The sequence below is a fragment of the Marinobacterium profundum genome (assembly GCF_001528745.1).
GTDB lineage: Bacteria > Pseudomonadota > Gammaproteobacteria > Pseudomonadales > Balneatricaceae > Marinobacterium_A > Marinobacterium_A profundum.
In genome coordinates, this window is record NZ_BCNS01000110.1 from 24,852 (window position 1) to 38,123 (window position 13,272).

At 48.4% G+C, this 13,272-nt stretch carries 9 protein-coding genes; 2 read left to right on the plus strand and 7 right to left on the minus strand.

The genetic code is table 11. The features are described from left to right. Positions 1 to 21 precede the first annotated feature (21 nt). The 6 genes from MPRO_RS11530 to MPRO_RS11555 form a co-directional block, all read right to left on the minus strand. Positions 22 to 801 (minus strand): CLCA_X family protein, encoded by a 780-nt coding sequence (locus MPRO_RS11530; protein ID WP_067292170.1) that lies wholly within the window; start codon positions 799 to 801, stop codon positions 22 to 24. Positions 802 to 970: 169 nt separating this feature from the next. Then, positions 971 to 3,043: an AIPR family protein gene (locus tag MPRO_RS11535; RefSeq protein ID WP_067292173.1), complete on the minus strand. Its 2,073-nt coding sequence runs from the start codon at positions 3,041 to 3,043 to the stop codon at positions 971 to 973. Continuing rightward, positions 3,027 to 4,040 carry a PD-(D/E)XK motif protein gene (locus MPRO_RS11540; protein ID WP_067292176.1) on the minus strand — a complete coding sequence of 338 codons (1,014 nt, stop codon included), beginning with the start codon at positions 4,038 to 4,040 and terminating at the stop codon, positions 3,027 to 3,029. Before MPRO_RS11540 ends, MPRO_RS11535 begins: the two co-directional genes overlap by 17 nt. Then, complete coding sequence (locus tag MPRO_RS11545; protein WP_067292178.1) at positions 4,033 to 6,777, minus strand: Z1 domain-containing protein; 2,745 nt, start codon at positions 6,775 to 6,777, stop codon at positions 4,033 to 4,035. The genes MPRO_RS11540 and MPRO_RS11545 overlap by 8 nt, the downstream gene beginning before the upstream one ends. Further along, a complete protein-coding gene (locus MPRO_RS11550; protein ID WP_216821296.1) occupies positions 6,752 to 8,251 on the minus strand; it encodes an ATP-binding protein in 1,500 nt (499 codons plus the stop codon). Before MPRO_RS11550 ends, MPRO_RS11545 begins: the two co-directional genes overlap by 26 nt. 155 nt (positions 8,252 to 8,406) lie before the next feature. Beyond that, positions 8,407 to 9,957, minus strand: a complete 1,551-nt coding sequence (locus MPRO_RS11555) for a DNA cytosine methyltransferase (RefSeq protein ID WP_067292182.1) — start codon at positions 9,955 to 9,957, stop codon at positions 8,407 to 8,409. A 67-nt stretch (positions 9,958 to 10,024) separates the two neighbouring features. Between MPRO_RS11555 and MPRO_RS11560 the strand changes: the two genes are divergently transcribed. After that, entirely contained in the window at positions 10,025 to 10,492 is a 468-nt protein-coding gene (locus MPRO_RS11560; RefSeq protein WP_067292185.1) for a very short patch repair endonuclease, read from the plus strand. Between the two features lie 205 nt (positions 10,493 to 10,697). Continuing rightward, on the plus strand, positions 10,698 to 11,675 hold the full coding sequence (gene rlmF, locus MPRO_RS11565) for a 23S rRNA (adenine(1618)-N(6))-methyltransferase RlmF (RefSeq protein ID WP_067292188.1): 978 nt from the start codon (positions 10,698 to 10,700) through the stop codon (positions 11,673 to 11,675). A 173-nt stretch (positions 11,676 to 11,848) separates the two neighbouring features. Here rlmF and MPRO_RS11570 read toward each other — a convergent pair whose 3' ends face one another. Further along, the gene (locus MPRO_RS11570; RefSeq protein ID WP_067292192.1) at positions 11,849 to 12,595 is read right to left on the minus strand and encodes a TIGR04219 family outer membrane beta-barrel protein; all 747 of its coding nucleotides are present in this window, start codon (positions 12,593 to 12,595) and stop codon (positions 11,849 to 11,851) included. Positions 12,596 to 13,272: the final 677 nt, after the last annotated feature.

The window sequence follows — 13,272 nt, forward strand, 5'->3', positions numbered from 1 at the left end:
TGGCAATAATGGCTAAGCCCGCTACCGACTCAACGCCGCCCCCAGATGGCTGAAGTAACGGCCGAAGGCGGCATTGATGCGTTCGCGCTGCTCGCCCTGAGGATAGAGGCCACGCTTCGCCTCAGCCGAGACGCGGGTACCTTTCACCAGGAAGTTATTGCGAATGGCTGAGTCCTGCACAAAGGCCTCGAAGGCTCTGGCACAGAGCTCTTCCGGCTGGCTGTAATAAACCGTGCCCCGTGCCTTGTCTTCCAGTGCCGACACCCTGAAGAGTTCACTCGGCCCGTCCCCTAGCTCATCCAGTAGAATGCAGCGAAAGCACTCCGACAGCCGATCATTCAGCGGATGGGCAACCGGGGTTGCATCACTGAGCCAGGCTTTGGAGGCAAACATGCTGGAGGGCACATCACTGAAGGCTTTGTCCCCCAGGTAATGATCCAGCGCATGAAACCACTCATGAGCAATACTGCCGGGACCTGCGTTCTTGGCCAGTGCAAAGCTGCGCTGCGCAGGGTCGTAGTGCGCAGCCACACCGGGACGGCCGCCAATGCCGTATTGCAGCGACAACGCGCCGCGCAGGGAAATAAGCGTTTCAGGCCCCTGCAGAATGTGCATCAAATCCACCAGGGCACCGTAAAACAGCCCCGCCGCCCGCACCTGCTCATCCCGCGTCACCCAGCGCCCGATCTGTATCGAGCGAAAATCGAACCTGCGCCGGATATGCACAAAGGTGATGGGCTCTGCGGTGCGATGGTCCGGGCCGCGACTATCAACATCGCGGGGGATCGGGAGTGGTTCCATGCTTACCTCCGTAACTGCCTGCACTGACTTTTAAGGACACATCAGAATCTAAGCTGTCGGAATACGTCATCTATCATTCATGACCCACTCCCCCACAATTAATTAAGAGAGCGACAAAAGCTAAAAATAAAAATCTTTACATTTAAATATATTTTATACAGATAATCATTTACGTAATAAAGTCACAAACAAAGCCTTCCCTCTTAAGTTTAGCTACAGTTTCAACAGTTTTGATAGCCTGCCTCTCAGTTGGTATTTTGTTTGGAATATTACACGCGACAGATAGGACTCCAGCCTCTGTTGCCGATAATATATTCTTTTCTTGACCCCATGCCAAGGCCTCCCGCCAAAAAGCAGGACCTGCAGTAAAAACAGCAGTTTGAGCCTCGATACCATTTAAAATCTTCTGCTCCTTACGTGCACTTTTTTTTGTAGAATTATTTTCCTCTTGAGATATTAGAATATTTATGAAGTATTTTGGCCAGTGGATTTTTAGCTCTTTAATTCGAGCCCAGCATGCCTGTTTTTTGGCCCACTCCGTCACATTACTAATACCCGGAGGCGTATCAACCAAAACATCACAAACGCTTTTGGCAACATGAGCAAGCGTTTTTTCTATCGGTTCACTAATCGACTGTGCTTTCCAAATAAGTGAAAAGTCCATGGCACGTTTCATATCTAAAACATCATAAGCCATCTTTGATATTGAATAAGCAACAATGTTAGCTCGATACCCACCTTGATACCAAGGTTGATTCGAAACTATTTTTTCTGCCGCTTTAAAAAAAATGGCCTTTGCCACCGCTTCACGATAATAAGACTCGTTAAAGATCTCATCGCTATTTTTCCAAGCAACGCCCACACTTTGAGCAAAATGTGCGAAATTTTTCTGCGCACCTAAACTTACCTTGTCAGGGTGTTGATCCCAGACATGAAGATACTTGGCTAGGTCGGTTTTGGAAATAAGTTGAGACCGAGGGTTTTCAAGATCAAATTTCTTTCTTTGCGCCGGTGTCAGTAGCGACCGTGCATCAGCATATTGCCCTCTCGCCCGCTCATAGAACCACTTTGTTTCCCTGAACGTTCCATCCGGTGATGGTGCATACATACGGCGAGAGAACGCTTCCATCCTTACGTGGAACGGGTGGTTTGCAAAGAAATCCGCAGCATTGACTCGGTTCTGACTATTTGCGTACTCTGAAATTTTAGGGACTACGTCTTCAGACCGTACAGGGTCAACAATAGATAGCTTCATTTGCACAAAAACTTTCGAGAGATCCACTTTATTCATATATGCTACATGTACAGAAGCAGTTGTCTGCCCTCCATTAACGATCTGAAAATTCTTAAGAGCCGTTAGGAACGGTTGGCCGTTTCTCTCTTCTATTGTCACTGACTCAGCAGTTGCCGTTATCCCGTTGTTATAAGCAAAAAACATCGACGGGGAATTTTCAAGCGTACCCTTTATTCCTTTATTCACGTTTCCACGCGCCTGTAGAAATACACGTACATTCTGTTCAAGTAGGCGCGCGCCCCAGTAATCGTATATTGCACCAAGCATTGATCCTGGAAGTACGGCAAGATACGCCTCGTAATCAGCTGACAAATGCGCTGGAAGCAAAGGCAATGCTGTACCAAAGCCATCCACTAGATCAATCTCAATATCTTCATGCCCATGAGAAACTGTCGCAAAACGGTGTAAGCGTTTTATGTCCCAAACACTATAAGTAACAGGGCGACCATCGAACTCATTAGCCTCACGTCCGTCGACACGCTCGCTTAATTCCCGATTACTAATCAGGAACATTCGAACTCGACTCACACCGTTCCAACGCTGCGAAATAAGATCAGCCAGCCCGAATGCAGGGCTAGTTTCTTCGAGAGAGTTTCTCCATTTGCTATCTAATGCTTTCTTAAGAAATTTCGAAAGCCGCTGAAATAATGTATTCATTTCACTACCAATTAGACGACTGACCTCAGCACTATGGTTATAGTCGACAATAATTAGGCTTAGAGTTCCGGAGGAGTTTATAGGATCCCCTCCATATCCATCTACACGGATACCACTACCCGGTTGCCCTCGATAGTCAGCCCTATCGGCAGTCTCGAGATCACCTGAATCAGTCAGATGCTCGCAGAACTTATCGAAAAAAACATCCTCTGTTAAACAACCACTTGCGTCGGCTTCCATGATTATTTCTTGGAAAAATTCCTTACTGAACTCCTCAATGCTGATGGCCATCCAAAGCTCCTAATATAAGTTCCTTTAATTTCTCTTCACTCGAACGAAAAGGTTCACAATCCTGTAGAGAAATAGCGTATCTAAGATTACTAACACCTGATGGATACATTGATGGAGTAACCCTAGGAAAACACCCCTTGACTTCAAACAAACTAAATGCGCCAGATTTCCATTTTTTATCAGTATAATTATCAGCCCAATCAAACCCTGCGGCTATCAACCTTTCTTCAAAAATCTCAACCGTATATATATCTAGCGCTTCTATCTTTTCAAAAATATTACGCGCAAGCTCGGTAACCGTGATAGATTGCAGGTCATCTTCCGAGGCTGCCGAGATCTCAGAAACATGTATAAAAAGAGCATCAACACCCTCACTATCAAGCTGGTGTTCGCTGGAAATACTAATGAAGGGCTTCGCTGCCCCACGACGCGCCTTTGCCTCGATGCAAAGTCGACCTATTTCGAAATCTTTTGGCGCATTCAGTGGCCCAGTCCAACCTTGAACCGAAGCCTTAACGCCAACCAATGGGAAGAGAACATTCTGAAGGACTAACAGCTCTCCTATTAAACCCTTTTGCTCTTCATCAGATAGGCGGTCATTACGACCACCACGCAATAATCTGTGCCAACGCCAAGTTCTAGAAATAAAACACTCTATAGCTTCCTGTTCCGTCCTTGCCATTTTCGTTGCAGAAATAATATCTAGGCACAGCCGATGAAAAATTTCACGTTGTTCGTTATCAACTAGCCGGATCACCAGAATGTCGCGAGAGCCAGAATCAGGAGTACGTGTTTCAAACTCTACCCCGTGGAGCTTAGGCAGTCGACTACTAGGTCTATTCAAGCGGTCATGTTGAAAGATGAGGAGACATTTACTATCTACATCGACTGCCCAGAATAGACTCCATGGAAAATCCTGATCAACTCTTCGGCCATTTACGTTAGCCGCTTGGTCTGGAGGAGACATCAGTTTCCAAGGATCAGTGTACTCAGTCATTATCACCTTCCTCTTCATCTTCGTCAGCCTCTTCTTGATAGCGCTCACGGAACCAAGTCGTGTTGACAACGTATTCGACTTTTTTCTCCTCATATTCTGTTTTTGGAAAACTTATGCTCCACGCAACAGTTGGCTCTTGGTGACTTAGGTCATCCTCCTTTGCCCCAATTGCAAGCATATGTAATACCAGAAGCGGTCGCTTCCGAATCCGTCGAAATATTCGGTCTGGATAATTCAGAGTCTCATTTTTACCTGTCCAGACAATATCGTTACGATATGAGGCCTTGGCACTCTCTATTTCCTCTGGAGACAAACCTATGCTCTCTATTCCCCGAGACGATACACGCTGTTTATCACTAATAAACAAGGTCTTTTCATCGATAACCTTTCCTTCTCTCGGCCGACCTTCTCTACGACGTTGGCAAACAAATTCAAAGCCAAACCCCTCATAAATGCACGATTTATCTGACATATTTTTTACGCCTGGAATGTAAAAATCCCAATTAGATAACTCATTGTACATTCTATCTTCAATATACTTTCTAACAGGGTCGGTCTCTGTTAAGTAAGAACCTGGATGATTTCTGAACGACTCTAGAAACTCAAGAATATGGGATACAGGAACACAGTTAACAAGCCTACCGCCTCCAACTACTGTACTATTCTCAGGTGCCAAGTTCGACGAACGTAAATTTTCCACCAACGAAACTGCAGCCTTACGATTGGAGAGAATACTTTCAGTGTCTCGACGCAAAACTGCGGTTTCTACAAATTGGTTTGCTAGCCCAACAGAAACAACCAAACGCTCACTAGAACCCATCTTATTACGCGCGGTGACAATGAGCGTATCTGGATGGCTTCTAACTTTAAGGCCGAATTGCTCTGGCGTCGCATTAGCTACTTCCATGCTGCGCAGCTCGTCTCTAAGCTCCTCGATTGACTCTGCTATATGTGCATACCAACCCTCAGCTTCTTCTGGCATCCATACTCGACAGAGGTCATCATAACCAGGTCGATATCCGAACCACCTTCCCATTTGCATGAGTGTGTCATACATCATCGAGTTTCGAAGAAAGTAACTTACCATCAGCCCCTCAAGCGTCAACCCTCGCGACAATGAAAATCCGCCAACGGCTATCAGATTGAGCCCAGACTTTTCATTCTCCGCGTAGTCAAGTGAACCTGAAGACCTGCTATTTACTTCAACTACATTGATAGGACTAACACTCTCCCAAAGCATTTCTTGCACAACAAGCCAAGAAAATCCGCACTCTTCTTGATACTCTTGGAGGAAAACGTCATGAAGAGCTGCAATCTCAATATCAAGTAATGCTTCTTTTTCAGGCTTTAGGCCGTTTACGCGGATATTGCCTCTGATTCGATCGACGAAAACATGAATTTCATTTCGCAACTGCTTTTGAACATCAGTGAAGCGAGACGCGTTCACTAACATCGAGTTGTGCTTTCCTACTTGGCCACGTACGAGTCTGATAGCCCGTGCCAAAATGAATGCCCTGACTGCACGCTGAAGACTAGCCGGCAACCCGTGAACTACATGTCCCTTTAGATGCTTGAGTGGTAAAAGGTCTCCGTTATCATCAATATGACGCACAATAGGGTTCCCGCCCTCATCGTCTATATCATTGAGGAAAACTCGAGAAGCGCCAAAATAATTATCCGGAGGATCAAGACTTACTATAAAATCACGGGGAAAAAGATCTGCTCCAAACATTTCATCATCATTGGCAGGATCTATAAAAATATTGGCAAATGGTGTTGCAGTGTATCCTATATAACAGCTTCGATCGAAGATATCCAAAAGTTGGCGAATTTGACCATTAATCCGGGAAACCTCTTCACCACCTTTTTTAATATTAATTGACGCATTATCAGCTTCATCATCTATCAAAAGCATAGGAGCACTAATTGAAGAAGCCCCACGGCGAGCATTGTGCTCCTTCAACCATTCAAGAAGATTTTTAAGCGTGCTAGTATTCTTTTTGATTACAAAAACTGCCGGCTGCTTGAGGTTTTCCAAAGGAATACCGATGCTAGTGGCCGTGGCCTTATTGAAATCTCTAAAGGTGTTAGTGAATGCATTGGGACGTCGCGTTGAGTCGTACCGCCCTACACCAATCACACTGTCCGCTCCCTGCTTATTCGATTGCAACTTCGCACTATCAAAACCTATAAAACCTTCATCAAGCCTCATTTGAGTCTGACTACGAAGGTTATTATGGAGACCGGCAATTACTATGATCACCTCATATCCAGCATCTGCCGCCTTACAAATCAGCCCTGTATAGTTTGCAGTCTTCCCAGACTGAACATGGCCCACGACCATGCCTCGCCGATCCCATTTTCCTTCTTTTAACGGACGCTGAAGAAGCCCAAGTATCCGATCCGTAATATTGTCAAGTGTAGCCAAGACATGTGCAGAAAAACCCTTCTCGCCAAGTAATCGCCGGTATCTATTCCAAAAATAAAAATCAATATCTGATCGAGCTTCGTCCAGCCACTTCTCAAACCCAGTGTTTTCTAAAGTGGCTCCTATGTTCATAGTTACGCCGTGGACAGTTTCAAAATCTAATGCTAACTTCTCAGCTTCCTCGTCAGTAACACTAGGATAGACTGCCCGAACGCGTTGAATATGCTCCCGAATCATTTCTGGTGTGGGCAGGCGTTTGGCAAGCAAAGCACTAATCATGTCTTTAAGGTCTTGAACTTCTTCCCTCATTTACACAGTCCTTTTTAATCGAGTCAATTATCTTTGCAGTTTTTTTCCACATTGACTTAAATGGTTCAGCAGAAGACATAATTAGTGCAATATCTTCGTCCTCAACCTCTCCAGATTTTAGTGTTAGGTATGTCATTCGTGTGACTTCTAAAAAGGATTCTTCATCCATCCCTCGATTGTCTATCGCCTCAGGGTTCGAGCTGATATCTGCGAAAATTGTATCGATAGGAATCGTCGATCCAACGAGCTCTAGAAGCTTTCCAAACTCTCTTTTTTTTTCAACAGAAAGCCCACTGGAAAAACATGTGAATGCAGGATGCTCAGCGTTAAGACCATAGAACACCTTATTTTTATCTTGAATACGATTCCAAACTGGTAATCGATTAGCACTTATAAGTCTTTTTCCGCGTTCGGTATACGTGCGTTTTGATCCTGCACCAATAACATCAATAATCCGCCTCAGTCGCTCACGAACCGGAGCTGGTGGCTGCGCTGAAGCCTTCTTAACATCAATTTTCCAGTCAAAATCCATGCTATTCGGCATATCTATCCTTACTCGCGCAAGTTTTGTTAACTCAGTCTGCCGTGCAAGATTAAACCATGTACCATAAATAATTAGCCGTTTACCTCTATACAGATAGAATCCTTGATTTTTAATATATCCTTCTGAGCCAGCATAGCGATTCCATTCTTCAGCCGTAACCTTTTTATGATGAGGAAGTGTTACGGGCTGAATTTTTATTTCTTGATTACCCAACCTAAAAACATCCTCAGGCCCAAAAATCGTTGCAGGATTTTTTGAATTAAATGGGTCGACAGAATTTAGCTTCCGGCCATTCAAAGACATTGAAATTTTCTTCAGACCAGCCTCGCCTGCGAGAAAACGATGGTATACAAGTTCAACATGAGATGCTGCTTCGTCAAGCTCTCGAATAAAATTCTGACGATCATTTGGACATTTCGGATCTACTAATCGGTCAATTTTCTGCCAAATAACGAGCGTTCCTGTCTCTTTTAACTCATCAGACCAAGGAATATCATTGTAATCTGAGACTAAATCGACGTACCACTCGTCCGTTTTTGCGACAACATCAAGATCCCAGATAGCACATGACGTCTGTCCATTCTTTCTCGTTAAAACCGTCAGCCGTCGACATTGGGAGAAGGATGCTGTCTTTAATCCGAGGCCGAATCGACCGAGATCATTTAAACTTCGCCCACTTAGAGGGCTTTTAGAACCTGGGCGCATAGCTTCGATAAGTTCTATCTCTGTCATCCCAGATCCATTATCAAGAACAGCAAAAGCAGGTTCAATAGAATGCGTATTGGCAAGTAAACAGATGCTTCGGGCACCGGCTGTGATTGAATTATCAATCACATCAGCTACTGCAGTCTGTAGCGAATATCCAATATCCCGCATACTTTCAATGAGAACTGAAGCTCTTGGGGCTATTTTCTCGCGTCTACTGCTCACCAATTCGCTCCCTTAATTTCACATCCATTCAAAACCAAATATCCGAACTGGGTTACTTCCTATCGTGAAATAATAAGCCGATATGTACCTCGTCGAAAAGGCCACTTCTTTAACTTACCTATTCAATCGAAAAACTGTCCTCATTAAACGACAGTCTAGCTTCTACTCTCAGGCTTATCTATAGCACTCTTAACAATTTTTGCAATTTTATATGCGAGCAACGGTGGGACTGCATTTCCAACCTGATGAAATTGCTGCGTCCGGTTGCCTTGGAAGAAATAGTTATCCGGGAACGTCTGAAGACGCGCGGCTTCCCGCACCGTAAGACTGCGGCACTGTGACGGATCTGGGTGTATAAAGTAGTGACCGTCCTTGGAGATATGACTGGTTACTGTTGTCGCGGGAGTACCTTCCAGCTGTACTCGAAAACGGTCTGAAAACTTGCCCGACTCCCAGTTGCGATGCTCCGGCCGAAGACCAGGTAACGTAAACTCGGAAGGCCCCTTTGGGGAACGCTTTCTGGCCTTGGCGAACGAAGCAGCGTAAACATAGCGCCGCAGATCTTCCGACATATGTCCGCGGGACTCATGGTTAAGCCAGACCTCCAGCTTGTCATCCAGGTACCACTTGTTCAGAACATTGCAGTCAGTCTTCCCTTCCAGTTTTTTAGCATATCTGAGCGCACCGCTATCCAGACTCCAGCTCAAAGAGTCTCGAGCCTCAGCGAGGACTGCTTGAAGATCACCATACTCTGGCGCTTTGACAATCGAAGCTTCAAGACCCTGTAGATGACCCTTTACAAGGTGCCACCAGTCTTCAGAATTATCAGCTTGCTTGCTCAACTTGCTGCGCAGCTTGGGCAATGTACCAATCACAGCTCCGACCGGCACCGGACTTTGGGGATGAAGGAGCTCCACAGATTGGAACAGACTCTCCTTGACACCAAGCAGGATGACCCTGTGCCGGGCCTGTGGAATTCCGTATCCCTCTGCACGAATTACGAACTTGCTGGCATCAAAAGCAGCAGGGTCATCACCGTGTCGGTAAACAGCATCACTGGCAAGTGAGCAGATCACGTACTTCTCGCCGGATACGGAAAAGCCCAAGGCCCCTTCAGGATCTGCCAGATCGCGCAGGATGTCGTGAAAAATGGTTCTTCCTCCGACCTTGGCAGACAGTATGCCCTTAACATTCTCCATGACAAAAACAGAAGGCTTGTATTGCTGAATTATCCGCAGGTATTCCTTGTAGAGAAAGTGCCTGTGGTCTTCTTCAGCCTTGTAATGAGCATTTCCCTTGTTACGGGCCCGGCCTACAAGCGAGTATGCCTGGCATGGCGGCCCACCAATGAGTACCCATGGCTTCGACCTGTCCAAGCCGGACTCTATTACTTCGTCCAGAATCGCATTGCTTTCCTCTGTGCCAAGGGTTAGCCGCCTGGCTTCTCGCCCAGCGGCTTCCCAAACATCCTCTGAACGTTCAGACCAAGGCTGACCCCGCGTGCCATTGCAGAAACCATAGTAGTCATCGAGAAATTCGGGGCACTCGCTACGTAACATTCGATAGAAGGCCCTCAGCCGAAGAGTTCCATGCGCAGCAGGATCCATCTCTGCAGAGATCAGAATTTTAAAGGTATCGTCCAGAAAGGAGAATCCTTCCCCTAATCCGCCAGGGCCGGCAAAAAGGTCAACAATTTGGATGCTCATGAATCTTCTTCAAAGTACAAAACTGACAGCCGGTTATCATACCATTATTAATTGGTAGCTTTGGCGCATGACTGACATAGTCGATAGACAAACACGATCAAGGATGATGTCAGGTATACGGAGCAAAAATACCAAGCCGGAGCTAGCCGCTCGCCGCTACCTCCATGCAGCCGGTTTCCGATACCGGCTGCATGTTAAGGGCCTGCCCGGAAAGCCGGATATCGTGCTCCCCAAGTATGGTGCAGTAGTCAACGTGCACGGCTGCTTCTGGCATCGACATCAAGGCTGCAGAAACTGCAGCACCCCCGCGACTCGTTCGGCATTTTGGGAGCTAAAATTTCGTAACACAATTGACCGCGACAAGCAGGTCACTCAGCAACTGCTTGAGCTAGGCTGGCGTGTACTCATTGTCTGGGAATGCGGGCTCCGTGCGCAGCCAGCCGCTACCCTGGAGCACCTTATCCATACAATCAAAAACCTCGATATTCCGTACGAAGAAATACCTTGCGCAAACAATGGGGACAACCGGCCCTGAAAAACGCTTATCACTTATCATCTCACTCCCGTTCACACAACATATCAGCCACCACCTCTATGCCACATGCAGGCGAAAGGCCACATCCACTGCTGTAATTCAAGCCATAAACACACCTGTGACACAACGGAGAAAGACCCAAATATCAAGCTTGCAGTCGTTGTCAGGTATACTGCCCGCCTACCTATAGAACACCGATGATGCCATGAAAAAAACTGACGCTGTACGCACCAACAAGGCCGAATTGCACAGTCGCAATCCGCACCGGGGGCGCTATGACTTTGCCGTGCTGACCAAGGCGAGTCCTGCACTGGCGGGGTTTGTGCAGCTGAACCGCTACGGTAACGAGTCTATCGACTTTGCCGATCCGCAGGCAGTTAAGGCGCTGAACCAGGCCCTTCTGAGTCATTTTTACGGCATCGACTTTTGGGATATCCCGCCCGGTTTTCTGTGCCCACCTATCCCCGGCAGAGCCGACTACGTGCATTACCTGGCAGACCTGCTGGCCGACTCGAATAACGGCGTGATTCCCCGCGGCCGCATGGTGCGAGCACTGGATGTCGGCATAGGTGCGAACTGCGTCTATCCCATTATTGGCAACCGCGAATACGGCTGGCAGTTTGTCGGCTCCGACATCAACGCCATGGCCGTGGGCACGGTACAGGGCATTGTGCGCTCCAACCGCTGCCTGTCCGGCAAGATTGAGGCCCGCCTGCAGAAACAGCAGAATCAGATTTTTAACGGCATCTGGAAAGCCGACGACCATTTTGACGTCACCCTGTGCAACCCGCCCTTCCATACATCGGAAGCCGCCATGACAGCGGAATCCGAGCGCAAGTGGCGCGGCCTTAAAAAGGCCCCGCAGCCCGCCGCCACACCCAAGCTGAACTTCGGCGGCCAGCCGGACGAGCTCTGGTGCGACGGTGGTGAGGAAGGCTTTATCTGCCGCATGGTGAAAGAGAGCAAAGCCTATGGCGAACAGTGCTACTGGTTTACGTCCCTGGTCGCGAAGCAATCCAGCCTTGCCGCGATCCGGCGAGAGCTGAGCCATGCCGGTGCCCAGCAGGTGCGCGTAGTGGAAATGGCGCAGGGCCAAAAGATCAGCCGCTTTATCGCCTGGAGCTTTCTCACTCCCGAGCTACAGGACGAATGGCAGCAAAGTTACTGGGCGCCGCTGAGTTAACAGCGACACCATTTATTGTTGGGTTACACCCATCGTTGGGTTACGCCCCTTCGGGGCTGCACCCACCTACACTCCAGCCTGACATCAAGGCCACCCGCCAATGCCACCCCGTAGGATGCGGTGCAGCGCAGCGAAACCCATCAAACGGCGGCTGATTCATCGCCACGCATATATCAGAAGTGAACCTGCACGCCGGCAAAGGCGCCCGAGAACTCCAGATCGGTATCCAGATTGTCAATATCGTCGAGCTTCAGAGCCGACTGGCGATAGCCGACCTGCAGCGCGACATCCACTGCCAGGTTGTCGATCAGTTTGTACTGCAGTTGTGCCTGCGCATCGTAGAAGTGGTGCTCGCCAGCCGCCAGACCGTTGGCTTCCGCCCCAAGGCTCAGGCCTGTCAACGGCAGCTCGAATTCGGCAGCAACATACAGCGTCGGCACATAGCCATCGAAATCGACGCGTTCTGTCTGACTGCCCTGACTGACTTCGACATGGCCGTCCATCTGCATGACAGTCACGCCCAGATCCAGGCTGACCCAGTTGTCGAGCAGCTCGTAGTACAGCGTCAGATCATTGTGACCGAAGTCCACATCGGTATCGACATTGCCATTGAAGTTGGTCCCTTCGAAGTTGAAACCGGAGACCTCGGCCTGGCCCTTACTGGCCAGCTCCGTGCGCTTGAGCTTGATGTTCGGCAACAGCGGTACCGGGTGCTCAAGCGAGACATGGTAACTGTTCTGCTGTTCGCGATTGAAATCAAAATCCGCGCGTGACGACTGGTTCGCGCTCCCCAGTATACTCTCGCCATCCATATTCCAGACCTGAGTACCGGCTCTGACCCCCAGTACGGTATCCGCCTGAACCGGAATTGCAGCGACCGCGAGCAGTGCCGCAGCGGCAAGCGTTTTACGTCCTTTCATCCAAAATTTCCTTGGTTTACTGCACTAAAGAGTGGCATTTTCGCACTTTTACTCTGTGCATGGTTAACCGAAACGAGCGGATAAGATCAGGCTCATGCCGTGCTGTTTAAATTCCACATACAAAAACGCCCCAACCAGAGGCTGAGGCGTTTTCGTTGAATAAATGCTTGGCGCCTCGCAGGCGAGCCGTCCCGCAGGCCCATTTACTCATTAAATAGAAGCCGCGGTCGCGCCACCGGGGCAAAGCGCGCTTCGCCTTTATCCGGTGTCGCCCTACTATCACATGGCAGGGCGGCCGCGAACGGCGCTGTCTACCTGCCCCATGTGAGCGCAGATCCCGATGGATATAAACGAAAAAGCCCCGACCGAAGGTCGAGGCTGTTTCGTTGAATAAATGCTTGGCGATGACCTGCTTTCATATGGAGCACACTACGCTACCCTTGGAGGTACTGGGTTTAACTACTGGGCGCCGCGGCGGATAAAAAGCGGATGGGATCAGGTGCTACGATGGAGACTTCTCCGTAGGAACTGCGCCCTCGCAGTGAATGCGTTCGGCCGGCACCGCGCTAAACGGATGGTATGCTTGACGATGGCCCGTCCCGCAGGCAAGTATGCTGCGGTCGCCAAACCGGGTCAAAGCTGCGCTTCGACAAGTCCCGTTTTGACCCTACTATCAC

Coding starts and splice junctions, on each gene's coding strand:
- MPRO_RS11530 (WP_067292170.1), bottom strand. CDS start 801: ATGGAACCACTCCCGATCCCCCGCGATGTTGATAGTCGCGGCCCGGAC.
- MPRO_RS11535 (WP_067292173.1), bottom strand. CDS start 3,043: ATGGCCATCAGCATTGAGGAGTTCAGTAAGGAATTTTTCCAAGAAATA.
- MPRO_RS11540 (WP_067292176.1), bottom strand. CDS start 4,040: ATGACTGAGTACACTGATCCTTGGAAACTGATGTCTCCTCCAGACCAA.
- MPRO_RS11545 (WP_067292178.1), bottom strand. CDS start 6,777: ATGAGGGAAGAAGTTCAAGACCTTAAAGACATGATTAGTGCTTTGCTT.
- MPRO_RS11555 (WP_067292182.1), bottom strand. CDS start 9,957: ATGAGCATCCAAATTGTTGACCTTTTTGCCGGCCCTGGCGGATTAGGG.
- MPRO_RS11560 (WP_067292185.1), top strand. CDS start 10,025: ATGACTGACATAGTCGATAGACAAACACGATCAAGGATGATGTCAGGT.
- rlmF (WP_067292188.1), top strand. CDS start 10,698: ATGAAAAAAACTGACGCTGTACGCACCAACAAGGCCGAATTGCACAGT.
- MPRO_RS11570 (WP_067292192.1), bottom strand. CDS start 12,595: ATGAAAGGACGTAAAACGCTTGCCGCTGCGGCACTGCTCGCGGTCGCT.